This is a genomic window from Bradyrhizobium tunisiense (genome assembly GCF_042263385.1).
In the GTDB taxonomy this organism is placed as follows: Bacteria; Pseudomonadota; Alphaproteobacteria; order Rhizobiales; family Xanthobacteraceae; genus Bradyrhizobium; species Bradyrhizobium tunisiense.
This window is the reverse complement of sequence record NZ_JBHLEV010000011.1, coordinates 80,412-104,968: the sequence shown is the minus strand read 5'-3', so window position 1 is coordinate 104,968 and position 24,557 is coordinate 80,412. Positions and strand designations below refer to the sequence as shown.

The window sequence follows — 24,557 nt, the reverse complement described above, 5'->3', positions numbered from 1 at the left end:
TGGCGAGGTAGGCATGGGCCGCAAGATTTCGTTTATCCAGGATCAAGGCGGGGCTGTTTCTTTCGAGCTGCCCATTGTCCTTCTTTTGATGCTGATAACCATCTTGTTTCCGCTGGCTGATGTTGCGATCGCTGGCTTCAAGTACCTTTCCGCGCATCAGGCTTTGCGTGATATGGGTCAGTTCACCCAATACAAGCCGCCGAGCGACGTCACGAGTTCATCCGCTGTCAACGACTGGAAAAGCTCACTGCCGTCGACTGTCGGAGGTTATTCCATCACTGCGGAAGTGTACTGTGATGGCGCGCCCGCTCCGTGCGCTTCGGGCGCAACATTGCCCAAATACTACACCTTCACGACAAGCTTCTCGTTGTCTCCGATGGTGCTCAGTTCGATGTTGTGCAGCACCTGCACGGTCAAATATTCAGAACGATTTCAGTAGGAGAACGTTATGCGCAACCTGCGTCGCTGTAATCGTGGCTCCGTTGCTTTTGCATACGTCATCGCGCTTGTCCCGCTGGTCGGAGTCATGGCGCTCGGGGCCGAGGCTGGATCATGGCATGTGACCAAGCAACACGCTCAGAGTGCCGCTGATGCGGCGGCGTATTCCGGCGGTTTGACCCTTGCCTGCACGATCTCCACGAGCACCAATTGCGATACGGGGCAGGATTATGTTTACCGCGGCAAGCAGTTCGCGGCACAGAATTCGTTCTGCAATACCGGCGAGTCGTTTACGGGCTGTGCGCTTCCGGCAGGTACGACGCGGACGGTTGAGGTCGATCGAGGCAGCTATTCTGCGGGGGCGTGGGCGAGTTCGGGGAGTGGCAATTTCGTTCGTGCCGTTGTGGCCCAGCAGCAGCCGACATACCTTGCCGGTGTGCTTGGCCTGTCGACCGCCAACATCCGCGCTCAAGCGATTGTGGAGATCCAAAATCCCAAGGACCTTTGTGCGCTGGGGCTGGCTCCCAATAGCATCGGACTGACATTGGGCGGCAGCGTCAACATCACCGGAAATGGCTGTGGGTTGATGGCGAACAACACCGTCAAATACGCGAGCACTCCCACTTTCTCCGGTTCGGGTTGGGCTGTGAATGCGGTCAATGGCTGCACCAATTCGGGCAATTGCGATCCCGGGGTGCCCTACAATTACAACATGCTGCCCGCGACGAATCCGCTTGCGCCATTGAATACTGCATCGTTCAACAGCAGAACCGGCAATACGGCGCCACTACAGAAAATAACGTGCGCCCCTGGGTTACCTGCTGATGTCAAGAATTGCTATAAGATCACTCCGAACAGTTCGGGCACGGGGGCATACAAGGACCTCACCGTGACGACAGGGGACTACGTAACTTTTGACACAGAAGGCGCAACGTCCGGCACGTATATCTTTTATAAGGCGGCGATTAAGATCAACGGCGGATACGTCAACTGCACGTGCACGAGTTCAGGAACAGGCGTAACCCTCGTTTTGCTGGGGGACTCGAGCATTTCCATCAGTGGCGCTACGGTCAGTCTCTCCGCTCCTGCAGTCAACTCCTTCTCTTCTCTTCTGAATGGCGTTTTGATCGACGATCAGGCCCCGACCAAGAGCAACAACAATGTCACCATCAACGGCAGTGGTAACGTTGCTCTGGGCGGCGCGCTCTATTTCCCCAATGTCGATGTGACGTGGAACGGAACAACGGCCAGTACAAATACGGCCTGTACGGAAGTGATTGCCAATACTCTCACCATGAGCGGTAGTGCCTACATGAGCACGTCAGGCTGCGCGCCGGGCACCATCGCCAAAACCCAAGTCGTTGCTCTGGTGAAGTGATGAGGAAGCTCGACAATCGCGGAGTAGCTGCCTTCGAATTCTGCGTGGTCGCCGGGGTGTTCTTCATGCTGGTGTTCGCGATCGTCGATTTCGGACGTTATGCGATCACGATGCAGTCGCTTCGGCATCTCGCGGGAGCCGGCGCCCGTGCCATGATGATCCAGTGCTACACGCCCGCTGTCATCAGCAACAACTCACCCTCGGGCTGTACGGGTGACTATCTGACCAGCACGGAGAAGCAGAATACGGCCCCGTTCCTCTATGCCGGTGGTCTAAGCCCGACGCTCGCCACAACATCGGGAGGAGGAATGCTGACGGTCACGGCGTCTCAGCCGGATTTTGCAATGCTCGTTCCGATTTGGGGATCGTCCCTGAACGCGCCGAGCGCCTCGACCCAGGTTCCGTTCTCTCCATGAGCCGAGTTTTCCCGGCCTCGACGCTGCATGAGCACGCTCATCGGCAGTCGCGGGCTGGTGCGATGGCACCTGTGGATTGTGGGCCTAGAGATACCCGCTCTGCCGCGGATAAGCCGGGAAAAGTGGTGCCGCGCGGCAACAATTGACAGTTTTCTGTGGCGTTACCGCACTGCGAGAGACGTCTCGCCTTGCCATTTCATCCCGGGATTGATGATGATCCTCAGGCGGATGCATTGCGCGGCCGGCGCTTTGGCGGGACGGGTTGACGTCCGAAGCCTCCGCCGACCGGGAAATATTGGTAACGGTTTGTAGTGGAACGAATTGTAAGCTCTGTGGCGTTGCGTGCGAAGGAGAGTTGCTAAGGCGCCCGGGAATATAGTGTTGGGGCAGCCGCAGAATGCGGCAAGGGGTTTTGAAATGGGTGGCGGTCGCGTTTTCATGAGGGCCGGAGCTGGGCGTTTCGCCCTGGGCGTTTTGGCTCTGGGCGCCGGACTTGTTTTGGTCGGCTCCGCGGATCGCGCCGGCGCGGCAGACCGGCGAGTATCCGGCGGGGGCGTTTTCGTCAGCGAGATGAACGACGTCCAGCGCGTCAAGGTCATCGTCAACAAGTCCAGGACCTTCCGGGTTGACCAGGCCTTCGCGACCATCGTCGCGGGCTCGTCCGACATTGCCGACGTCAAGTCGCTGAGCGATCACCTGATCTACATCCAGGGCAAGCAGACCGGCACCACCAACGTCATCCTGCTCGACTCCTCGATGAAGCAGATCGGCATCCTCGACGTCGAGGTCTCCATCGATACCAACAGCCTGCAGCAGAACATCCGCGCCAGCACCGGCTCGCAGGGCATCCGCGTCTCCTCGTCCGAAGGGCAGGTGGTGCTGAGTGGGACGGTCGCCGATGCCGTCGCCGCCGAGCGCGCGATGGCGATTGCGACCGGTACGGTCGCCAAGGGCGGCACCGTCGTCAACGCCATGAGCGTCGTGGCGCCACAGCAAGTGATGCTGGAGGTGCGCTTCCTCGAGGTCAACAGAACCGCTGGCCGTGACCTCGGCGTCAATCTCTACGCTGCCAATGCCAATGGTACGAATATCCTCCAAACGGGGAAGGGGGACGTCACGGCCGCCGGGCGCACTCCCATTGGCAATGGTGCCCCACCCAGCACGCTTCCCCTGCTTGCCACAGCTGGCACGCTGGTCAGCGGTGCAACGCCGTATGGTAGCCTGCTCACCAGCGTACTCAGGCTCAACAACGGTATGTCCATCGATAGCCTCGTGACGGCGCTCGAAACCAAGGGTGTGCTACGTCGGCTGGCCGAGCCAAATCTGATGGCATTGTCGGGCGACGCTGCGCGTTTCCTTGCCGGCGGCGAATTTCCCGTTCCTGTGGCCTCTTCGCCGGTTGCGGGCGCGTTGCCGACCGTGACGATCGAGTTCAAAAAGTTCGGTGTCGAACTGGGCTTCGTTCCCACCGTTCTCTCGCGCGGCGCGATTAATCTACGCGTCGAGCCATCCGTCAGCGAACTCGATTTCCAGAATGCGGTGACGATTGCGGGAACGACAATTCCTGCGCTGTCGCGGCGCGACGCGCGCACGACCGTCGAGCTGCGCGACGGCCAGAGCTTCGCCATCGCCGGCCTTCTGCAGACCCGCAACCGCCAGGACGTCTCGCAACTGCCCTGGATCGGCTCGGTGCCGGTGATTGGCACCCTGTTCAGCAGCAAGTCCTACCAGCAGCAGGAAACCGATCTCGTCATCATCGTAACGCCGCGCCTGGTTGCGCCGGCCGCGCCGGGCCAGCAAATGGCCTCGCCGCTGGATTCGCGGCTGCCGGCCAACGACGTCGACTTCTTCCTCAACGGCCAGGTGGAAGTCCGCAAGCGCTACAACGATTACGTCAATTCCGGCGGCGAGGTGAAGGGGCCCTATGGCCACATCATCGCCCCCGAACTCAGGACGCCGCCTCTGCCGCCTCCCGCCGACCAGACCGTCGTGAAAACCCTCAACTGAAGGACGCGAGAGATGACCATCAGGTATCTGGCTCTGTGCGCGCCCTTCCTGCTCGGAGGGTGTTACGGCCTCGCCGGGCACGACGAGATGGACCGCTATTTCCAACGCTCCGACACCCTCACCATGAGCGCCGGCGACGCCAAGCAGGTCAACGCCGCCACCCACACCATCACGCCCTGGCCGCGCTATGTCGGCGACACCCGCATCGCCACCGATGCGCGCCGCGCCGGCTCCGCCGTCACGCGCTATGGAACCTTGAGACAGCCGACTGATCAGCTTCCGGATATCGGCGAGCCCACCAGGATGATGGGCCAGCGGCCGCCCACGACACAGAACGTCCACATCGAAGGGTTGGGGGCCGGCGCGTCGGCTGGTGTCTCGGTACCGGTTGGTGGCGCGGGAGCGAAATAAAAAGAAGAGTGATTTCAATTATATAGCTACTGTGCATGGGGTTGTTTTGCAGAATTTTGTTGGGGGCTGGCTAAGGCGAGGCGAAGCTGGCGGGGGACAAGGACTGATGCGGCGTCTGATCCTGATGCTGACCTGTTGCTGGCTCGCGACTGGCCTTGCCGCGTGCGACTACACGGTGCGGCAGGCCGCGATCGTCGCGCCTGTCGACGCCGGCGGCCCGGATCCGGTGCAGGAGCCCACCGACGTCAAATATTATCCGTCGGACGAGCCGGTGCGGCTGGGGCTGGAGCACTTCAATCGCGGCAATTACGGCATCGCCAATCGTTATTTTCGTGATGGCGTCGAGAAGTCGCCGAAGGATCTGACCGCCTGGATGGGTCTTGCGGCGAGCTACGACCGCCTGCGCCGCTTCGATCTCGCCGACCAGGCCTACGCGCAGGCAGTCCGCCTCGGCGGCGAGACCGTCCAGCTCCTGAACGATCAGGGCTACTCCTACATGCTGCGCGGCAATTTGTCGGCGGCGCGCCGCAAGTTCGAGAAGGCCTATGCGCTCGATCCCGGCAATCCCGTCATCGCCAACAATCTCGAGCTGCTCAACGGCAGCCGCCGCTTCATCGAGCGCCCGCCGAACAACCAGCCCTGAAGGGGCTTAACCGGCGATTGACGGCGTTCGGCTTTCCGGCCGGGGCTCGGGAACTCTTAAGACAGGATCAACGTTTGCAACGTTAGTCTTGTCCCATGAGTCGGCTATTCAAACTCCAGTTTCTCGGACCTCTGGCCCTGTTCGTGGCGACGCTGTCGGCCGAGCTGGCCGCCCTCGCGCTCGAACGCACCCCGTCCTCCGCGACGCTCTGGTACCTGAACCTCAGGGTGTTCGGGCTGTTTCAGCGCAGCCACGAGGCGCTGGCCGAATACACCGACCTCGCAGGCGTCCAGCTGTTTGGCATTGCGCTGCCGATCTTCGCGCTGGCCTGTCTCGGCCTGATGATGCGCTCCAAGCTGCCGCTCGCCGTTTCGACGCAGTTCGCCGCCGGATATGCCGGCTTCCTGCTGATGTCGTGGCAGAGCCCTGCACAGGCGGCCAGGCAGGCGTCATTGGGCTGGATCGCGGTGCCGTCAGGAGAAGGATTCTACCTGCTGGCAGGGATCCTGGGCGCCACCCTGACGTCGTGCCTCATCTCCCATTTCCTCTACCTGCGCGCGCCCCGCACGGCTTGAAACCGATTGCGTCGTGATCGTCGGCGCATTGCGAGATTCAAATCAATTCGGACCCAGCACAGCGTCGACCTGGCGACTGTCGCGCCGCACGACGAGGATGGCGCCGTTGCGAATCGTGAACCGCGCGCCGAGCAATTTGGGCACCTTCTCCGTCACGGGCGAAGGAAACGGAATCGTCGGCCATGCGACGGCATCTCCAACGCTTGCCAATGCCGTGGAAGGACCGCTGGCAGGCGCCGGCTTGATGTATTCGCGAATGAGTTGAATCTCCTCGCGGGAGAGGCTGAGAGCCGCCTGCTGGGGAACAGCCGCCGGCCGTCGGTCGGCTTCCTCTCGCGCCTTTGCATCCTTGGCCTCTCTGACCTTCTCTGCCAGATCCATGCGAGCGAGCCGCTCCTTCAGAGGTGACAGCTCTCGCTGCAGCGAGGAAATTTCCGTCTTCAACGATCTGATCTGCGCCAGCGCGATGACAGCTCCGCTGCAGATGATGAGGGCCAGCAAGCTGACCAGCGCAACGAGTCCGCCGTTGAGCCCCGTGCTCCGACTCGTCGGTCGTTCTTTCGGCAGATCCGGCTCCAAGTGCTTACGCCACATCAGGCCCAGGCGACTAAGCTTGCCGCCTATGCTCTTGCCGACAGGAACTCGCGATGCGGGGGCTCGCGGGGTTGTGTGGCCGGTGTCGTTGGACGACGCGCGCCGAGCGCTCGGTCGGGGATCAGGTCTGACTGAGGGCGAATGCTCGATAGGCTTGGGAATGGGGGAATTCGCCGGGTCTTGTGGATCTGGAGCTGCGATGGGCGAGGACTGTTGCGCTGCGGTGAGCGGCGGCTCTATGGGAGGCGGCGGCTGCTGGTCTTTGCCCTCTTCGCCGGCTCGTTCGGCCGAGTCTGTGTCTGCACCCCGGAATTCAAGGTCGAAAATCCGCGATCTCACGTCCGAGCCGATAAGACGGTCGATCAGCCCTAAAGCCTCGGCGCCCGGCGTTCCGGCCGTAAAGGGGAGTTGATCGCGATAGTGCCTAATTACATTTGCGACCTCACGGCCGGCGTCGGTGATCTGTAGTTCTTTGCCGTCGGATATGACGAGGCCCGTTTCGATCATATCGATGTCGTCAAGCAGCTTGTCTACGACTTCTGGCACTTGAGTATCGGCATTGTCCCGGAGGTGCTGCTCGAGCTCCGCGACGGTTGCTCGCCCATCGGGCCTGATGGCAAGCAACGTAAGGACGCGCGATTTGCAAAATTGCATATTGTGTCAGCCGGATGAAATTCACCCAACAGGGTGCCGTCGGCAACCGATTCCGGCGGAATATAACAGGCATCCTCGATATCCGCTGCAGACAAGCTCTTCGAGGGCGCCTGCCATGACGACGCGGCCGAGATTGGAAGCAGGGGGACACCCCGGCCCTGTCGTGGTCGCCAATATGGTTGAAATTACCTCGGGCACAACGAGCCGAAGCACGTCCCGCGCTCTGCGCCGACACGGTCCGGTCAGGGGCAGGCCGGCCGGTGGTCGCTCCAGCAACCGAACTTGAAGCTGCGCCGAAGGCTGATCAGACCGAGATCGTCTTGGCCGATCCGACCTTGTCGCGCAGAACGAACTTCTGGATCAGAAGTGTCGCAACAACAATTACCGGGACCGTGCAGCAATTGAACCATTAAGAACTATGCTGCATCGCATCAAGGAAAGGGCCTCGCCCTTCCCCCAATTTGAGTGCATTCTATATTGGAACGCGCGTTCAATGAGGTTTGCGGAATGGGAACCGTCGGTCAGAACTACGTTCGGTTGGTTGGCGGCGATCTCGTGTCATCCGTGATCACCGATACCCCGAGCATGCGGATCGAAATTCTTCGCAGGGAGACGATCGGGCGCATGCACTGGCATTTTCGTCAGCCCGAGCTGTCGTTGTTCTGGTTCGGAAAGGGGGCCGAACGTCTAAGAGCGACGATTGACGGACGTCCGGTTGAGCGGCGATTTTCCGGGAAGTCGAAGCTGGCCATCTTTCCTGCCGCAATCGAGATCGAAGGTGAGTGGAACGTCGGACCGACCCTCGATTACACCGTGGTATTTTTAAACCCATCCTTTGTGGGCGAACGCCTGCAGCACGCGATCACGAACTGCACGATCGCTTTTGAGCACGATGGACTGACGCGTGGCCTCGCCGAACTTTGCCGCGAAGCTACCTCGCCGGACAATGTTTTCAGCCTCATGGCGGAGGGGTGGTCGATCCAGGCGCTGGCTCATATTTCTCGCATCAGCGATCGAAGTCAGCAGCCGTCCAACAAACTGCGCGGCGGTTTATCGGGCCGAAGCCTACGGAGTGTTGAGGAGTATGTGCGTGAGAACCTTACTCAGCCCATATCTCTCGCGGAACTCTCCGAAATCGCCGGGCTGAGCAAGCGGCACTTCCTGCGCGCATTTCAGGAAAGCGTCGGCGTGACGCCGTACAACTACGTGCTCTCGCTTCGGATCGAGGAGGCGAAGCGACGGCTCTCGGCAACGGAAGACAACATTGTCGATGTAGCCCTTGCGACCGGTTTCAACGACGCCCAGCATTTCTCGACGAGTTTCAAGAAGGCGACCGGCATCACTCCCTCGGGGTTCCGTCAGCGTTGCCTGTCATAGGCAACGCCAGCCTGAGCGCGCGCCAGGGACAAGATGGCGCTTTGACGAAAGCCGTGGCGCTATTCTGCAAGTCAGGATCAGCCTCGCGATCTAACACTCTCCCATAAAATCGGCGCAGACCGCGACCGCCGTGCCGCGACTCCTCAAGCGGGAGTTCCGGGCGGACGGGCCGGCACGAGGGAGAGCGAAATGGCAACTTCTTTCAAGGGATACGTGCTTGTGGGGCTCGCCGGGGCGATCGGTCTCGCAGCATCGGCCGGCGTGCCGGCCTACGCGCAGGAGAAGGGCGCCATCAAGATCGGTCTGATGCTGCCGTACAAGGGCGTCTATGCAGTTCCGGCGGAAAGCATCGATCGCGGCTTTCAAATCGCACTGGAAGAGTTCGGCAACAAGAGCAACGGTCGTCCCATCGAGATTGTCCGCGCGGACGACGAGTTGACGCCGAGCGTGGGCGTTCAGAGATTCAACAAGTTCGTTCAGTCGGACAAGGTCGATCTGGTTGCCGGTGTCGTCGGTTCGAATGTCGGCATTGCCATCTCGGAGCTTGCCGACAAGAACAAAATGCCGATGGTGTTCGTGAACGCTTTCGCGGACGAGATCACCGGCAAGTTCTGCAGCCCATACATCGCTCGCACCTCGTTCAGCGCCAACGGATTTGAATATGCCTCCGGCAAGTACTGGGCAAGCAAGGGGATCAAGACCGCCGTGACGATGGGGCCTGATTACTCTGCGGGCCGCGCATTTATCGGGGGGTTCAAGCGCGGCTTCGAAGACAACGGCGGAAAGGTTATCGAGGAAATCTGGACACCGTTCCAGAAGACAAAGGACTACAGCGCCGCATTGACGCAGGCTGCCAACTCCGGCGCGCAAATCATCTACGCATTCTATGCAGGCGCGGAAGCAATCCAGGTCGTCAAGCAGCACGCTGATTTCGGCCTTCGCACCAAGATTCCGTTTATTGGCGATCACTGGGTCTACGACGAGGCGCTGTGGCCCGCACTCGGCGATCTGGCGCTCAATGCCCAGCACGTCGCCACGCATCACCCCAGCATCGAAACCGAGGCGAATCAGAAGTTCGTCAAGGCCTATAACGCAAAGTACAAGCAGGATCCCGACGTGAGCGCGGCGCTTGGTTACGACAACGGCAAGGCCATCATGCTCACTCTCGAAAAGCTCGGCGGCGAGATGCCGCAAGACCGCGCGAAGTTCATTTCGACCATGCGAGACCTGACGTTCGATTCGCCACGCGGGAAGATCAAGTTCAACGCGCAGAACAGCGCATTGCTTGAGAAGGTCTATGTGGTCGAGATCGTCAAGGGCGCCGACGGCAAGATGCAGCGTAAGCCGCTGGACCAGTTTCCTGGCGCTGGCGATCTGCCGGGTTGCACGAAATCGTTCTGATCCGAGGCGGGGTTCGCTCCGGCGGGCCCCGCGTCTCTCGAATTTGGGTGAAGCATGCAGCCTTTCCTGATCCAACTTCTCAACGGCGTGCAGTTGAGCATGTTGGTGTTCCTTCTCGCCGTCGGCCTTACGTTGATCTTCGGGCTGATGAACATTCTCAATCTGGCTCACGGCGCCTTCTTTACGATGGGGGCCTATTTCGGGTTGGTCGTCGCCAACAACACGGGTTCGTTCTGGCTCGCGCTGCTCGTTGGTCCGCTGCTTCCGTTCGCGGCCGGCTTCATCCTCCAATTCTTCGTGCTGCAGCCCCTGGCGCAGCGCGGCCGCTCGACGCATCTCGATCTTGCGTTGCTGACGTTCGGCCTGCTGTTCGCCACCGCCGGCGCAGTCGAGTATATCTTTGGATCGGCGTTTCACAGCATTGTCACGCCTGATGTCCTGATGGGCCGTGTCGCCTTGCTGGGAATTGAGTATCCGATCTATCGGCTATTCATCATCGCGATTGGCATCGCCATCGCCGTCGGGCTCATCCTGGTGATCGATCGCACCCTGGTCGGGGCCACGCTGCGGGCCGGGGTCGACAACCGCGAGATGGTCACGGCGCTCGGAATCAACATCAATGTCTTGTTCGCGCTGGTATTCGGGTTCGGTTCCGCGCTAGCCGGATTTGCCGGCGTCGTCTCGGCGCCGGTCATGAGCATCTACTCCAGCATGGGCATCGGCATTGTCGTCACGACCTTTGTGGTCGTGGTGGTGGGCGGCCTCGGCAATCTCAAGGGGTCGTTCTACGCCTCGCTTATCGTCGGCATGACGGATACATTTGCTCAGGCTTATCTTCCGGAAGCCGAGCTGTTTGCAATTTACGTCCTTCTGATAGCTGTGATGATCTTTCGCCCGCAGGGCCTTTTCGGCGCGGTCGGGAGGGTTGCATGAGCGCAGATGTCACGCTCACGAGCGAGCGGAGAGCCGGAGCAATGAAGCCTCTGCCGCTTCCCGCTTCACATCGTGCGTACGCCGCCTTGTTCGTCACTATTGGCTTCGGCTTATGCGCGCTGCCATCGTTCGTGTCTGGCTACGTCATGACCCTGGCAGTCGAAGTCATGATCGCGGGAATATTTGCATCTGGCATCAATCTTCTGACCGGATACACCGGTCTCGTATCTCTAGGACAGGCGATGTTTCTCGGGTTCGGGGGATACGGCATCGCGATCGGAACGGCTCTGTTGGGCTGGCCGCTGTGGATCTCAGCCCCAGTCACGTTAGTAGCCGTGGCCGCGATCGCGGCGCCAATCGGCGCGATTTGCACCCGGACGCGTGGCGTTGAATTCCTCCTGATCACACTGGCGTTCTCGCAGATGTTCTATGGCGCCGCGATCAAGTTGCGCTGGACCAACGGGTCGGATGGAATGACGGGAATTCCGCGCCCCGATCTGTCGCTACTCGGCATGAGCGCGGACAACCCCACCGTCTTCTATTATTACGTACTCGTTGTCGCGGTTCTTTCCCTGCTGATGCTGTGGCGAATCGTAACGTCGCCCTTTGGCAGCGTCCTCATCGGCATTCGTGAAAACGAGCGTCGCATGATGTCGATGGGATATGCGGTCGCCAACTACAAGGTCGGATCGTTCGCGCTGGCTGCCGTGATCTGTGCGGTCGCAGGTATTCTTCAGTCGCAGTACACCTATTTCGTCAATCCCGATGCGATGAGCTGGCAGATGAGCGGTGAGGGGGTGCTGATGGTCATCATCGGCGGCGCCAATGTAATTCTCGGGCCATTTGTGGGAGCCGCGGTCTTCGTCGTGGTCAAGCAGGCGCTGAGCATGATTACGGAAGAGTACAATTTGTTCTTCGGTATCTTCTTCATGCTTGTGGTTGCGTTCTTCCGCGGTGGCGTTCTCGGCTCCATCAGCATGCTGATCGGGAAACGGCAATGAGCGCCCTCGAAATCCGAAACCTTCGCAAGGCCTTCGGCGGGCTGCAGGTCATCAGTGACCTCGATCTGAAGGTGCCGTCTGGTCAACGCCATGCGGTGATCGGCCCCAACGGCGCCGGCAAAACCACGCTGTTCAACATCATCACGGGATGGCAGCCGCCGACCAGCGGCGAAATTCTCATTCAGGGGGTTCCGGTGAAGCAGGGGCGGCCCGATCTCGTCACGCGAGGCGGTCTTTCACGCTCCTTTCAAAAGAACATGCTGCTTGAGAGTGTCACTGTTCTTGAGAACCTGCGTGTTGCATGTCAAGCATTTGATGCCTCGCGGCGTTCCATATTCCAGTCGTGCCGGTCATTTACCGACGTCGTCCGGAAAGCGCGTCTTGCGGCAGAGCAAATGCATCTGGACACCGTGCTGCACCGGAGAGTCAACGAACTCTCCTACGGACAGAAGCGTCAACTCGAGGTCGCGATCGCGCTCTGTGCGGAGCCGAAGATCTTGCTGATGGACGAGCCTGCGGCGGGCACGTCGCCTGACGAGCGTACCAGTCTGATCAAGCTGATCAACGGCTTGTCACCCGAATTGACCATTCTGCTTGTCGAGCATGACATGGATGTCGTCTTTGCGATCTGCGACATCATCACGGTGCTGAGTTACGGCAGGGTGCTCGCAACGGGGACGAGGGATCAGATCCAGTCCAATCCTCAGGTGATCCAGGCTTATCTGGGGCAGCGCCATGCTTAAGGTCGAGCACCTTCACACCTATTATGGCGAAAGCCACGTACTGCAAGGCGTTGATCTCTCCGTAACCACCGCGCAGTGCGTGGCGGTGCTCGGCCGCAACGGTGCTGGCAAGACGACGACGCTGCGCTCAATATTGGGGCTGACGCCCGCGCGGCGTGGCCGCGTCGTCTTCAATGAGATTGATATCACACGGCTGCCGACGCATCGGATCGTGAAATCCGGCATTGCCTTCGTGCCGGAGGATCGCGGCATCTTCCCCACCGTAACTGTCGAAGAGCATCTTGCCATTGCCTATGGTGCGTCGAAACGCCGGCCCCGGCGTAAGCCCATCGAGTATGTGTTCGAGATCTTTCCCCGCCTCGCCGAACGGCGCAAGAGTCTCGGCGGACAATTGTCTGGCGGTGAACAGCAGATGCTGGCTATCGGGCGGGCGCTGGTGGCAGGTCCAGACCTCATGATTCTTGATGAGCCCAGCGAAGGCCTGGCGCCGGTGATCATAGAGAAGCTCGAAGCCGTGCTCATGGACATCAAGGCGTCCGGGACCCCGCTTCTGCTGGTGGAGCAGAACTATCACCTCGCGACCCAACTGGCTGACTATGTCTACGTGCTCAGTCAGGGGCGGGTTCAATTCGCCGGCGACACGAAATCCCTGATTGCAAACGACGATATCAGGCGCATGTATTTGAGCGTGTGACATTGAAGCTGAAGACGACGGACCAACGGAGGAAGTGAGGAAATGCCAGGACCTTTGAGTGGAGTGCGCGTCCTGGATCTGACAGCGGTGGTGTCGGGTCCATACGCGACCATGTTTCTGGCGGATCAGGGAGCGGATGTGCTCAAGATCGAGCCGACGAGCGGCGACGGCACGCGTCGGAGCCGGACGCTGATCGACGCAGCCGGCGAGTTCTCGGCGTTGTTCGTTTCGTGCAATCGCGGCAAGCGCTCCCTTTCGATCGATATCAAGAGCGAGACGGGCCGCGAGGTGCTGGCCAAGCTGGCGGCGCAGAGCGACGTGCTGGTGCAGAACTTCCGTCCCGGCACAATGGAGCGCCTCGGACTCGGCCAGGAGGAGCTGCGCAAGAAGTACCCGCGGCTGATTTATGTCTCGATCAGCGGGGTCGGCGACAGCGGGCCGTATGTGAAGAAGCGCGTCTATGATCCGATCGTGCAGGCGCTGTCCGGTTTTGCCGACATTCAGTCGCAGCCGGTGACCAATCGCCCGCAGATGATCCGCACCATCGTTTGCGACAAGACAACGTCGGTGTTCACGGCGCAGGCGGTGTCCTCGGCGCTTTATGCACGGGAGAAGACCGGGCAGGGCGACCACATCCAGGTGGCAATGCTGGATGCCATGATCTCGTATCTGTGGCCGGAAGGCATGATGCAATATACAGTAGTCGGTGCCGAGGCCACGACCAGGGATCCCAACGATCGGCCGGACCTCGTATTCAAGACGCTCGACGGGTATATCACCTGCGGCACGATTTCGGACTCCGAATGGCAGGGCTTCTGCAAGGCTTCTGGAGATCCGAAGCTGGTCGAGGACGAGCGGTTTGCGACCCCGGGGGCGCGCTTCGTAAACGCCACCGCGCGCATCAACAAGATGCAGGAGTACATCGCTGAGCGAACCACCGCTGAGTGGCTGCAGCGGTTGGATGCCGCCGATGTGCCGTGCGCGCCGATCTTGCGTCGCGGAGAGATCGTCCAGAACGAGCAGGTCGTGGCGCGCAGCCTGATCGAAGAGTTCGACCAGCCGACGGTGGGGCGGGTGCGGCAGCCGAAGCCTGCAGCCATCTTCGAGGTCAACAAGGCCGCCATCGGTGGTCCGGCGCCACGGGTAGGTGAACACTCGCGCGTGGTACTGCGCGAGCTCGGCTACAGTGACAGCGCAATCGATGCAATGATCGCGAACAAGTCTGTCCGCGCGGCGTCCAAGTAAAATCTGATGTTGTGGAGACAGCAATGACGAAGTCAAACGGGGTAGCCCTTCTGGTCGGTGCAGGGGACGCCATAGGTGCAGCCGTGGCGCGCCGTTTTGCGCAAGGCGGGTATAAGGTCTGCATCGCACGGCGAGAGGCCGCCAAATCTCAGGCACTGGTTGACGAACTCAGCGCCGCTGGACATGAGGTGCGCGCTTACAGCGTCGATGCGCGCAAGGAAGAGGAAATTCAGAAACTGTTCACGGATGTCGAGAGAGATGTCGGTCCGATCGAAGTGTGTCTCTTCAACGCCGGATCGAACGTGAACAAGCCATTGGTAGAGACAACTGAGAAGCTGTTTTTCAAGGCCTGGGAACTTGCTTGCTATGCGGGTTTTCTAGTGGGCCGTGAGGCGGCGAAGCACATGTCCACACGTGGACGGGGTACGATGCTGTTCACCGGCGCGACCGCAAGCGTTCGAGGAGGAAAGGGCTTTGCAGCATTTTCGGCGGCAAAGTTCGGCTTGCGAGCCGTCGCCCAAGCGATGGCCCGTGAGCTTGGACCGAAGAACATTCACGTCGTCCATCTCTTGATCGACGCGGGCGTTGACAGCGAAGCCATTCATCAGCGCATGAAGGCGGCGACCGGAGTTAGCGCTAGCGAAATTCCACCCGATAGCCTTACCAAAACGGCCTCCATTGCCGAAGCGTACTGGTTTGCTCACCAACAATCCAAAGACGGCTGGACTCACGAACTCGATTTGCGTCCGTCGGTGGAGACATGGTGATGACAGATGGTCTCATCCTGTGGGGTGTCGGCACCTCACGCACCATTCGCGCGCATTGGGCGCTTCATGAACTCGATCTTCCGTACCAGTCGCGGCCGATCCTGCCGCGATCGGGAGAAACCAAGACGGCGGAATATACGGCGCTGAATCCGCGCCAGAAGATTCCGCTTCTGCAGGACGGTGACCTGACCATCGGAGAAAGTGCTGCGATCGTAGCGTATCTGGCCAGCAAGCACCGGACGTCCGATGGCGGCCTCGTTCCGAACTGCCCGAAGCTTTACGCGAAGTGGTTGGAGTGGTGCTTCTTCATCGTAACCGAACTGGATTCAACGAGCCTGTATGTCATGAGGCGGCATGGCACCAACAAGGGGCTGGCCCACATCTACGGCGAAGCTCCTCAGGTCGTTTCCCAGGCTGCCGAGTACTTTCGCGGGCAACTCCGCCATGTCGACGTTGCGCTGTCCGACGGCCGTCAATACCTCATGGGAAACCAGTTCACCACGGCCGATATATTGCTAACGACCTGTCTGACATGGGCGATCGAATACGGCGTCGGGATCTGCGACAGTGCCGTTCCGTATCTTGAGCGCGTTACCTCGCGCGAGGGATACCGGAGCGGGGAAAGGGCAAATCTCGCTCAGATCTAGGACGAGAGCAGAGGGGAGATGACCACCTCCCGGACCGTTTTGGCAGCAAACGAGGTCATCACGAGCGATCTCCTGCACCGCTACGGCGCGCCATGCACGCAAGGGGGCGGCGATATGAGGCTTCTTCACCCGCATTAAGTGCTTGCGCTCTGCCCCGCCGGCTAAGCACTCGCGACGTCGCGTCGCCTGAAATCCCCGCAGCTCTTCTGCGTGGCAGGCGATGGCCCGTGTTCGCACGACGCGAGCGAGAGGATGCTCGACATGGCCGTCCGTCATGCCAAGAGCCGCGTCCAGTTCGGCGAGCCGGTTGCGAACTATCAGCTCGTCCAGGCGATGATCGCCGACTGCCGGACCGAGATCTTTGCGGCGCAATCGATGATCCTCGAGACGGCGCGCAAGCGCGACCGCGGCGAAGATGTCGCGATCGAAGCGTCGATGTGCAAGTATTTCGCGACGGAGATGTGCGGCCGCGTGGCCGACCGTTGCGTGCCGATGTTCGGCGGCGCCGGCTATATCGCGGACCTTTCGTCCATCGAGCGCTGGTACAGGGACGTCCGCCTGTTCCGGCTCTACGAGGGCACCAGCCAGATACATCAGCTCAACATCGCGCGGCTGGTGCTGCGGGACGGCGTGAGCGACTGACCCAATTCAATGCGGTCGACCAAGTGCGCCCGGTCGATTCAATGGGTGGGCAATGGCTTGCTCTTCACGAGTTCCCGCAGACGCTGGAACGTCACGTAGAGCATCGGCACCAGGAAGATTCCGATCGAGCTCGCGGCGAGCATGCCCGCAAACACGGCTGTACCGACAGCCCTGCGGCTGAGCTCCGCAGCGCCGGTCGCGATCACCAGCGGCAGCAGGCCAAGGATGAAGGCCACGGAGGTCATCATGACCGCACGGAAGCGCATATGGGCGCCCTGGACCGCGGCGTCCTCTAGCACCACGCCCGCTTCGCGTTGCTCCTTGGCGAATTCGACGATCAGAATCCCGTTCTTGGCGGCGAGCGCGATCAGCACCACCAGCCCGATCTGGCCGTAGAGGTCGAGATTGAGGCCTGCGAGCTTGATGCCGGCATAGGAGCCGAGCACGCCGACGACGACGGACAGAAGCACCGGGATCGGGATCACCGTGCTCTCATAGAGCGCCACCAGGAACAAATAGGCAAACAGCACGGCAAGCATCAGCACGATGCCGGTCTGGCCGGCGGCCTGTTGCTCCTGGTACGCGGTGCCGGTCCATGCGAAACTGTAACCGACGGGCAGCACGGCATTTGAGACATCGGCCATCGCGGCCATCGCGGTGCCCGAGGAGACTCCGGGCGCCGGGCTGCCGTTCACCGTGACCGAGCGGTAATTGTTGTAGCGGGTGATCACCTGGGGCCCGGTCACGATCCTGACCCCAGCCAGCGATCTGATCGGCACCATCTGGCCGGCGGCGTTGCGCAGATAGATGCGCCATATGTCAGAGATATCGCTGCGATCGAACGCTTCGCCCTGGACGTTGACCTGCCAGGTGCGGCCAAACCGGTTGAAGTTGTTGACGTAGATGCCGCCGAGCGTCGCCTGCAGGGCGGTGAAGATGTCGCTGATCGTCACTCCGAGTGCCTGCGCCTTGCCGCGGTCGATGTCGAGATGGATCGACGGATTGGTCGCTGTGAAAGTGGAAAAGACGCGCACCAGACGTGGATCGGCATTGGCGGCGCCGATCAGCGCGTTTGTGACGCTCGAGATCTCGGCCGGGCTCTGTCCTTCCAATGCCTGGAGCTGATATTCGAACCCGCCGCCGGTGGAGAGACCGATGATCGGTGGCAGGTTGAACGGCAGCACATTGGCCTGTCGGATCTGCGCGCCGGCCGCGAAGGTCTGCCGGATCAGTGCTTGCGCGGAATCCGTTGCTGCCTTGCGGTCGGCAAATGGCTTCAGGCGCGTCACGACCAGCGCGCTGTTCGATTCGGAGGCGCCGTCGAGCAGGGAAAAGCCGACGATGGCAAGAACGTGGTCGACAGCTGGCATCTGCTTCAGGATGTCTTCGACCTCTCGGGTGACCTCGCTGGTTCGCGCCACCGACGCGCCGTCCGGCAATTGCACCGAGGTGAAGAAGGCGCCCTGATCTTCCTCGGGCAGGAAACCCGTCGGCGTGATCAGCGACATGCCGAAGATGCCGGCGGCAAGGAGCGCGACGAGCAGAGCGGAGAGGCTGGCCATGCGCACGAGGCGACGGACGCCGCTGCTGTAGCGGTCGCGAATCCAGTCGATCGAGCCGAGGACGCGGCCCATGATGCCGCGCCTGGGTCCGGCGTGGCGCAGGAACAGCGCGCACAGAGCGGGCGACAGTGTCAGCGCGTTCAACGCTGAGATCACCATCGCGGCGCTGATCGTCACCGCGAACTGGCGAAACAGAGTTCCGGAAACGCCTGGAATGAATGCAATAGGTACGAAGACCGACAGCAGCACCAGGGTGATCGCCACGATCGGTGCGGTGATCTGGGTCATGGCCTTCTTGCTGGCCTCGGTCGGAGAAAGGTCAGGCTCCTCCTGCATGACCCGTTCGACGTTCTCGACGACGACGATGGCATCGTCCACGACGATGCCGATCGCGAGCACCATCGCCAGCAGGGACACCGTATTGGCGGAATAACCCAGCACCAGCAGGACGGCGAATGTGCCGATCAGGCTTACCGGAACCGCGATTGCCGGGATGACCGTGGCCCGGAGGTTGCCGAGGAAGAGGTACACCACGATCACGACCAGCACGAAGGCCTCGCCCAGCGTCTGCAACACCTCTGCGATGGTGTCGCGCACGAAGCTCGTGGAATCGTATTGCACGAGGTAGCTCAGCCCGGCGGGGAAGTGCTGCGACAGCCGCTGCATCGTCGCCGCCACGGCTTGCGCGGTGGTCACCGCGTTGGCGCCCGGCGCCAGATAGATCGCGACCGGAACGGCTGCGCGTCCGTCGATCCGCGCTTCGCTGTCGAGGTTCTGCGCGCCCATCTCGACACGGGCGACGTCCTTCACCAGCAGGGACGAGCCGTCCGGGTTGGCGCGAAGCACGATGTTGGCGAACTGGTCGACGGTGGCGAGCCGGCCCAGGGTCTGCACGTTGAACTGGAATTGCTGGTCCTCACTGATCGGGCGCGCGCCGATGCGGCCGACCGGCGCCTGGACGCTTTGCGTGCGAATTGCGGCAATGACGTCCGACGGCGTGAGATTGAGGCTGGTGAGCCGTTGCGTGTCGAACCAGATCCGCATCGAGTAGTTCATCTTGGCGAACAGATTGGCCTGGCCGACACCCGGGGTGCTCGCGATCGCGTCGAGCACGTTGATGATGGCGTAGTTCGTGATGAACAGTGGATCCTGCTCGCCATTGGCGCTGTAGAGCACGAGGAATTGCAGGATCGACGAGGACCGCTTGCGGACCGTCACGCCCTGTTGCTGCACTTCGGTCGGCAACTGCGACAGCGCGCTTTGCACGCGGTTGTTGACATTGACGGTGTTGATGTCGGGGTTCGTGCCGAGCGCGAACGAAACCGTCAGCGTGTAGCTCCCGTCGCTGGCGCTGGTCGATTTCATGTAGAGCGCGCGGTCGACGCCGATGATCTGTGCCTCCAGGGGCTGGGCGACGCTGTTCTCGACGACTTCGGCGGATGCGCCCGGGAAGGTGCCTGAGACGGTGACCTGTGGCGGCACGATGTCGGGAAATTGCGCCACCGGAATCTGCGTCAGAGCGAGCGCGCCGGCGATGGTGATGATGAAGGCGATCACCATCGCTAGCCGGGGACGATCGATGAAGACCGCGGACATCATGGCCTGTCGCCCGCCCGGCCGGCCTTGCCGGAGGTGCCCGGAGCTGCTTGCGGAGCCGCGCCATCCGCGGCCTTCATGCTCGACAGGATCATTGGGCTTGCCGGCCCCGGCGAAACGACCTGGCCGGGGCGAACCCGCTGCAGCCCTTCGACGATCACCCTGTCGCCGGCCGCGAGCCCGGCGATGACTGCCGCGATGGTCGGCGTCGATTGCCCGAGCTGGATGCGGCGCTGCTCGGCCTTGTTGTCGGCGCCGACTGCGAGAACATAATCGCCCTGCTGATCGGAGAGCACGGCGGAGCGCGGGATCGCCAGCACCTCGATCGGCTGGACCCCCTCCAGCACGACCGTCACGAATTCGCCGTCGGTCAGCTCGTGAACGGTGACGCCGGGCGCCGAGGACGCCCGCAGAATGGGATTGCCGATCTCGCCGCGCACGGTGATCGTGTCGGTGTTCTGGGCAATGGTATTGTCGACGAAATTCAGTTTGCCGGACTGACCGTACATGCGGCCGTCGGGCAGTCGCAGCCTGATGACGACGGCCTCCAGGCCGCCTTGCGGCCCGTATCGTTCCCGTAGTTCCAGTCCTTGGCGCAACGGCACGGGGAAGGTGACGTACATCGGGTCCTGACTGACGATGGTGGTCAACACGCCCGAGCTTGGGCCGACGACGTTGCCTTCCGTCAAAGCCGTGCGTCCGATCTTGCCGGCGATCGGCGCGACGATCTTGGTGTAGTCGAGATTGATCCGGGAGGCCTGAGCCTGGGCTTGCGCGGCCTGGACCTGGGCTTCGAGGCTGAGCTGGTTCGCGATGGCGGCGTCGTAGGTGGATTGTTGCCCGGCAGGGCCTCCGAGCAGAGTCCGCGCACGTTCCGTCGTCTGCTTGGCATTCTCGAGTGTCGCCTGAAGCTGCGCCACCTGCGCCTGTTTCGACGCCAGATCCGCTTCGAATGGGCCACGTTCGAGCCGGTAGAGCTCATCGCCTTTGCTGACCTCGGCGCCTTCCTCGAACAGGCGCCGTTCCAGAAATGCGGTGACGCGCGCAACGACATTGACCCGGTTGATCGCCTCGATCCGCCCGAGAAATTCACTGCTCTCGGTGATGGGTCGCCTTGTCGCTTCCACCACGCCGACCGCGGGTGGCCCCGGCGCGGCGGGCTGGGTCCGGCCCGGCCCGCCGGCGATGATCGTCGGGAGAATTGCCACCAGCAGCCTGATCGAGACGCCAGCAAGGTTCATCGTCCGCTCCTTGCAACCGGGCTTGGGACCAAGCCGGTGCTTCACCGGCGCCTCCTTACTCCCGCGGTGCTCGATCGCCGCGCACGGGCTCGTCGTAACCCCTGCGCCGGCTATAGAACATCAGTGCGATCAAGCCGCCGCCGGACACCAGCATCAGGATTGCAGCGCCCGCCAGGATGGCGTTGCGGTAAAACGGCATTGATGGCGCTTCCTGCCATACCGCCAGGGAGTACCAGGTCGCGAGAACGAGAAGCGCCGCGAGAATGGCTCCGAGAAGCCATAGGTTGGTGTGGCGCACGATCTCCTCCGTCGTCCGGCTTGGTGCTACCCGGCGCCTTCATGACCCGTCGGCCGCCTTGCGGTTGCGCAAGGGCGTGGGCCTAGAGCCACCGCCATCCGCAGCGCCGACGCCCGCGATGCCACCAGCAAACCCAGCGGCGGCTGCGCGGTCGCCGGCGGCGCCAGCCAGGACGAGGCGGCGGTCCCCATTGTGCCTGCGTCAGGAGATCCGGCCGCCGGTCGGTCTGGCCGAGATCGGGTGCGATCGGCATCGCTTCCGCAACCGCAATGAAGCGGACGCCGATGGCGCCGATCGCCGCGACAGCTACGGCATTTCGGGCAAGGCCAAGGAAAGCGCGGCGGTTGGGCGTATCCATCATCTTCTCTCCTTGTGTTACGCAGTCCGTCGCACGGACTGAAGCGCGTAAAGCAGCCAGGCGAGGCCGTGCGAGATCAGGTCGACGCCAAGCAGGAATCCGAGGATCCACGGGCTCATGGTGACGAAGCTGAACAGGATCAGCGCGCCGGCGACCAACCCGAAGATGCCGGAGATCAGCATCATCCATCCGCTTTCGCGCCAATGGGCAAAGCTCAGCACGCATCGAATGACACCTGAGGCGATCAGGACCGCGCCTAGAAAATACGTGAGGACCAGGGCGCCGGAGGCGGGTTCGGTCAGCAGCACGAGCCCGAAGGCGACGTAAAGGGCGCCGAGCAGGATCTGCCACAGGAAGCCGCCCCATCCTTTGGTCCAGAAAGCGTGGACGATCTCGAATGCGCCGGCCGCGATCGCGGTCAATCCGATCAACTTCACGCTGATGATGGTCGCGAACGCCACGTCGCTGAGGGCTGCGATACCGGCGGCGATCATGACGACGCCAAGGAGAGCGCAAACCCACAGGGGTGGAGGGCCCAGAGCTGCGATGCCGGACCGGCTGTCATAGACTGTCATGCCACGCTCCTGATCTACTAGGGATCGCCACCCCGACGCGACGGTAGCTTTGGAGCCGGAGCGTCGACATCCGACGAAACCCTGAGCGACCGGGCGGGAATGTTCGCATGGAGTCTCGGGAGGGATCGCCCTGAACGAGCTAGCGCCTGCCGCGCGGACCGAGAGAGAGGTTGGTCACGCCCGCCGCCAGATTGATTCCAATGGATCGCTCGATCGAAAGCGGCTGCAACATCACGCTCCGGCGCGAGCCGCCAATCAGGACATTGGCCCCGAGGCCGGGGCCGAATGCGACATTGGCGCTCGCGCCCACATAGTTTCCACGCAGCGTACCGGGACCGATCCGCGAATTCTTGGCGAAGACCGCCCAGGAGAGACTACCCGCGGAGGTCGCTCCTAGGTCGAGACCGACGCGCCTTATGCGTCCCTCGTAGATGTATTGTCGAGGCGGTCTGCGGGCATAGAAGAAAGTACAGCGCAGCGATTGCACCGATCCGAGGACCAAGCCCACGCGCGGTGAGCTGAGGCATAACAGTCTGCCGACCCGGAATGCGTCGGCGCGGGCGGGCGATGCGGCGGTGCAAAGCAACGCGCATGCAGCAAGGCAAAGGAACCGTATCATTGGCATTCAAGCCTCCATCTGGTCGTTCACGGGCGCGGCCGCGGGTCGTCGATCCTGGCGAAGCCAGAACGTGATGCCGAGGCCGATCAACAGCACCGCGCCAAGCAGGAAGAAAAAGACGGATTGCTTCAGCCAGGATATCGCCGGAACGGTCACGCCCATCGCAAGGCCCAGAAATGAAATCTGTAGCGACAGAAGGCTGACGCCCGCGAGGAAAGTGCCGAGCGCGAGCAACGTCAGCAGGACCAAGCCGGTCGCCGGTGTCGGGAGCAATTGCTGGACCCCCGACATCAGCATGATGTTCATCGTGACCAGGACGGCGATCCAGTGCAGCGCCTGGGTCCAGATCAATCGGAGCTGGGCGTCCTTGCCTTGTGTCTCCGGCCATTTCGTGACGACGCAGACCACGCCGATGGCGAGCGCCAGGAATTCCCAGTAGCCGACGAGAGGCTGGTGGGAGACGTTGGTATAGGCGACGCCTGCGACGGCGAGCACCAGCGCCACCACATAAGGGAGTTGCTGCCACAAGAAACGGGCCATGTTGAAATGAGGCGCGGCAGGCTCCGCGCCCTCGTTCCGTTGTAGATCGGTCTCGCTCATGGTCCACCCACTCACGATCGGTTGCTGCCGAACGTCGGCTTGGGGTCGTCGCCGAGATAGTCCTCGACGTAGAACCGGATGATTGCGACACGGCCGATTGCCACCAGGGGCATGGCCATCGCGATGCCCAGGACGCCGAACAGTGCGCCAAGCATCACGATCGCGACGAGCGTCCAGGCAGGAGGGATCTCGACCGCCTGACGGTGGATCAGCGGGCCGATCACGTAGCCTTCGATCGACTGGATGATCGTGTAGATGAGCACGGCCCAGATCAGAAGCGAGCCGCCGAGTGGCATTGCGACCAGCGCGATCGGAAGCGCCGCCACGATCGGTCCGAGATATGGAATGAAGTTCGACAAGCCTGCCTGCAGTCCGAGCACCAGAGGTCCGGGCAGCCCGACCAGATAGAGTGCGACCCAGACGCACAGCGTCATGAGAATGATCCGGATGAACTGTCCGATCAGCCACAACCGCATCACGCTGCCCATCTCGTCCATGACCGCTCTTGTTCGCGCGCGGTAGGGTCGCTTCACCAACATGACCAGGCTCTCGCGATGGCTGGTCGGATCGAAGGCGAAGAGGATTCCGAGGAATACGATGACCAGCGCGCCGGTCAGAAGACTCGATGCTCCGCCGAGCACGAACTGGGCGTGGCTGAGAAAACGCCCCTGGTCCGAGAACAGCCATTGCGCAAAGTCGCGGCCCCATTCCGGGCCGAGCAGGTCGACTCCGTAGGACAGGAGATGCTCCTGCAGGACGTCGATCTGGCTGTCCATGACCTTCAGCAGGAGGCGGGTCTGCTCCGGTAGCTTGCCAGCGCCCCATACCAGTCCAAATCCCGACAGGGCGGAGAACAGCAGCAGGACGATCGTCAGCCGCCAGACGCGAGCGAGCGGAAGGATCGGGGCCAGCGCCCTTGCGCAGGCATCCAGAAATGCGCCGAACAACACGCCTGCAAAGATGAGCAGGAGACTGGACACTGTCTGCCACGCCAGAAACAGCAGGACGCAGGCAGCGAGCAGGCTGAGCGCGGTCGCGAGAACGCCGCGCCCGGCTTGCTCCGGCAGGCCGCTGGACTCGTCGTGCGGAACGAGTTCGCGAAGCCGCTCCGGCCCTGTCCTGGAATCGCTCATGGATCGGTC

General features: G+C 61.8%; 26 protein-coding genes. 17 read left to right on the top strand and 9 right to left on the bottom strand.

Features of this window, described 5'->3' with window-relative positions:
• Nucleotides 1-13: 13 nt before the first annotated feature.
• From ACFDR6_RS32670 to ACFDR6_RS32640, 7 genes are all read left to right on the top strand, one after another.
• On the top strand, nucleotides 14-439 hold the full coding sequence (locus ACFDR6_RS32670; protein ID WP_375860853.1) for a hypothetical protein: 426 nt from the start codon (nucleotides 14-16) through the stop codon (nucleotides 437-439).
• A 9-nt stretch (nucleotides 440-448) separates the two neighbouring features.
• A complete protein-coding gene (locus ACFDR6_RS32665) occupies nucleotides 449-1,816 on the top strand; it encodes a pilus assembly protein TadG-related protein (protein WP_375860852.1) in 1,368 nt (455 codons plus the stop codon).
• A complete protein-coding gene (locus ACFDR6_RS32660) occupies nucleotides 1,816-2,232 on the top strand; it encodes a TadE family protein (RefSeq protein ID WP_375860851.1) in 417 nt (138 codons plus the stop codon). Before ACFDR6_RS32665 ends, ACFDR6_RS32660 begins: the two co-directional genes overlap by 1 nt.
• A gap of 417 nt (nucleotides 2,233-2,649) precedes the next feature.
• Nucleotides 2,650-4,239 carry a type II and III secretion system protein family protein gene (locus tag ACFDR6_RS32655; RefSeq protein WP_375860850.1) on the top strand — a complete coding sequence of 530 codons (1,590 nt, stop codon included), beginning with the start codon at nucleotides 2,650-2,652 and terminating at the stop codon, nucleotides 4,237-4,239.
• A gap of 12 nt (nucleotides 4,240-4,251) precedes the next feature.
• Nucleotides 4,252-4,650, top strand: coding sequence for a hypothetical protein (locus ACFDR6_RS32650; protein ID WP_375860849.1), 399 nt, complete (start codon nucleotides 4,252-4,254; stop codon nucleotides 4,648-4,650).
• Nucleotides 4,651-4,756: 106 nt separating this feature from the next.
• Complete coding sequence (locus tag ACFDR6_RS32645) at nucleotides 4,757-5,293, top strand: tetratricopeptide repeat protein (RefSeq protein ID WP_212091906.1); 537 nt, start codon at nucleotides 4,757-4,759, stop codon at nucleotides 5,291-5,293.
• 95 nt (nucleotides 5,294-5,388) lie between these two features.
• Nucleotides 5,389-5,868 carry a hypothetical protein gene (locus tag ACFDR6_RS32640; protein ID WP_375860848.1) on the top strand — a complete coding sequence of 160 codons (480 nt, stop codon included), beginning with the start codon at nucleotides 5,389-5,391 and terminating at the stop codon, nucleotides 5,866-5,868.
• A 42-nt stretch (nucleotides 5,869-5,910) separates the two neighbouring features.
• Here the strand turns inward: ACFDR6_RS32640 and ACFDR6_RS32635 are convergent, their stop codons facing one another.
• Nucleotides 5,911-7,008: a hypothetical protein gene (locus ACFDR6_RS32635; protein WP_375860847.1), complete on the bottom strand. Its 1,098-nt coding sequence runs from the start codon at nucleotides 7,006-7,008 to the stop codon at nucleotides 5,911-5,913.
• A 615-nt stretch (nucleotides 7,009-7,623) separates the two neighbouring features.
• Here ACFDR6_RS32635 and ACFDR6_RS32630 point away from each other — a divergent pair.
• The 10 genes from ACFDR6_RS32630 (at nucleotide 7,624) to ACFDR6_RS32585 (ending at nucleotide 16,566) form a co-directional block, all read left to right on the top strand.
• Nucleotides 7,624-8,493, top strand: a complete 870-nt coding sequence (locus tag ACFDR6_RS32630) for a helix-turn-helix domain-containing protein (RefSeq protein WP_375860846.1) — start codon at nucleotides 7,624-7,626, stop codon at nucleotides 8,491-8,493.
• Between the two features lie 189 nt (nucleotides 8,494-8,682).
• Complete coding sequence (locus tag ACFDR6_RS32625) at nucleotides 8,683-9,894, top strand: ABC transporter substrate-binding protein (protein WP_375860845.1); 1,212 nt, start codon at nucleotides 8,683-8,685, stop codon at nucleotides 9,892-9,894.
• A gap of 54 nt (nucleotides 9,895-9,948) precedes the next feature.
• A complete protein-coding gene (locus ACFDR6_RS32620) occupies nucleotides 9,949-10,827 on the top strand; it encodes a branched-chain amino acid ABC transporter permease (RefSeq protein WP_375860844.1) in 879 nt (292 codons plus the stop codon).
• A complete protein-coding gene (locus ACFDR6_RS32615) occupies nucleotides 10,824-11,828 on the top strand; it encodes a branched-chain amino acid ABC transporter permease (RefSeq protein WP_375860843.1) in 1,005 nt (334 codons plus the stop codon). Before ACFDR6_RS32620 ends, ACFDR6_RS32615 begins: the two co-directional genes overlap by 4 nt.
• Nucleotides 11,825-12,571, top strand: a complete 747-nt coding sequence (locus ACFDR6_RS32610; RefSeq protein ID WP_375860842.1) for an ABC transporter ATP-binding protein — start codon at nucleotides 11,825-11,827, stop codon at nucleotides 12,569-12,571. The genes ACFDR6_RS32615 and ACFDR6_RS32610 overlap by 4 nt, the downstream gene beginning before the upstream one ends.
• Entirely contained in the window at nucleotides 12,564-13,265 is a 702-nt protein-coding gene (locus ACFDR6_RS32605; RefSeq protein WP_211404824.1) for an ABC transporter ATP-binding protein, read from the top strand. The genes ACFDR6_RS32610 and ACFDR6_RS32605 overlap by 8 nt, the downstream gene beginning before the upstream one ends.
• A 42-nt stretch (nucleotides 13,266-13,307) precedes the next feature.
• Nucleotides 13,308-14,510, top strand: coding sequence for a CaiB/BaiF CoA transferase family protein (locus ACFDR6_RS32600; protein WP_375860841.1), 1,203 nt, complete (start codon nucleotides 13,308-13,310; stop codon nucleotides 14,508-14,510).
• A 23-nt stretch (nucleotides 14,511-14,533) separates the two neighbouring features.
• Nucleotides 14,534-15,277 carry an SDR family NAD(P)-dependent oxidoreductase gene (locus ACFDR6_RS32595; RefSeq protein ID WP_375860840.1) on the top strand — a complete coding sequence of 248 codons (744 nt, stop codon included), beginning with the start codon at nucleotides 14,534-14,536 and terminating at the stop codon, nucleotides 15,275-15,277.
• A complete protein-coding gene (locus tag ACFDR6_RS32590; protein ID WP_212091927.1) occupies nucleotides 15,277-15,924 on the top strand; it encodes a glutathione S-transferase family protein in 648 nt (215 codons plus the stop codon). The genes ACFDR6_RS32595 and ACFDR6_RS32590 overlap by 1 nt, the downstream gene beginning before the upstream one ends.
• 252 nt (nucleotides 15,925-16,176) lie before the next feature.
• Nucleotides 16,177-16,566, top strand: coding sequence for an acyl-CoA dehydrogenase family protein (locus tag ACFDR6_RS32585; RefSeq protein ID WP_375860839.1), 390 nt, complete (start codon nucleotides 16,177-16,179; stop codon nucleotides 16,564-16,566).
• 38 nt (nucleotides 16,567-16,604) lie between these two features.
• On the opposite strand, the gene ACFDR6_RS32580 is transcribed toward ACFDR6_RS32585, so the two are convergent.
• The 8 genes from ACFDR6_RS32580 to ACFDR6_RS32545 all read right to left on the bottom strand — a co-directional run bounded on the left by ACFDR6_RS32580 (nucleotide 16,605) and on the right by ACFDR6_RS32545 (nucleotide 24,548).
• Nucleotides 16,605-19,727: an efflux RND transporter permease subunit gene (locus ACFDR6_RS32580; protein ID WP_375860838.1), complete on the bottom strand. Its 3,123-nt coding sequence runs from the start codon at nucleotides 19,725-19,727 to the stop codon at nucleotides 16,605-16,607.
• The gene (locus ACFDR6_RS32575) at nucleotides 19,724-20,965 is read right to left on the bottom strand and encodes an efflux RND transporter periplasmic adaptor subunit (protein WP_375860837.1); all 1,242 of its coding nucleotides are present in this window, start codon (nucleotides 20,963-20,965) and stop codon (nucleotides 19,724-19,726) included. The genes ACFDR6_RS32580 and ACFDR6_RS32575 overlap by 4 nt, the downstream gene beginning before the upstream one ends.
• A gap of 55 nt (nucleotides 20,966-21,020) precedes the next feature.
• Nucleotides 21,021-21,263: a hypothetical protein gene (locus ACFDR6_RS32570; RefSeq protein ID WP_212091933.1), complete on the bottom strand. Its 243-nt coding sequence runs from the start codon at nucleotides 21,261-21,263 to the stop codon at nucleotides 21,021-21,023.
• Between the two features lie 82 nt (nucleotides 21,264-21,345).
• Nucleotides 21,346-21,624, bottom strand: a complete 279-nt coding sequence (locus tag ACFDR6_RS32565) for a hypothetical protein (protein ID WP_375860836.1) — start codon at nucleotides 21,622-21,624, stop codon at nucleotides 21,346-21,348.
• A 14-nt stretch (nucleotides 21,625-21,638) separates the two neighbouring features.
• Complete coding sequence (locus ACFDR6_RS32560; RefSeq protein ID WP_212091937.1) at nucleotides 21,639-22,196, bottom strand: HdeD family acid-resistance protein; 558 nt, start codon at nucleotides 22,194-22,196, stop codon at nucleotides 21,639-21,641.
• Nucleotides 22,197-22,335: 139 nt separating this feature from the next.
• Complete coding sequence (locus ACFDR6_RS32555; RefSeq protein WP_212091939.1) at nucleotides 22,336-22,821, bottom strand: DUF992 domain-containing protein; 486 nt, start codon at nucleotides 22,819-22,821, stop codon at nucleotides 22,336-22,338.
• Nucleotides 22,822-23,415 carry a hypothetical protein gene (locus ACFDR6_RS32550; protein WP_375860835.1) on the bottom strand — a complete coding sequence of 198 codons (594 nt, stop codon included), beginning with the start codon at nucleotides 23,413-23,415 and terminating at the stop codon, nucleotides 22,822-22,824.
• Nucleotides 23,416-23,426: 11 nt separating this feature from the next.
• Nucleotides 23,427-24,548: an AI-2E family transporter gene (locus ACFDR6_RS32545; protein ID WP_375860834.1), complete on the bottom strand. Its 1,122-nt coding sequence runs from the start codon at nucleotides 24,546-24,548 to the stop codon at nucleotides 23,427-23,429.
• Between the last annotated feature and the right edge of the window lie 9 nt (nucleotides 24,549-24,557).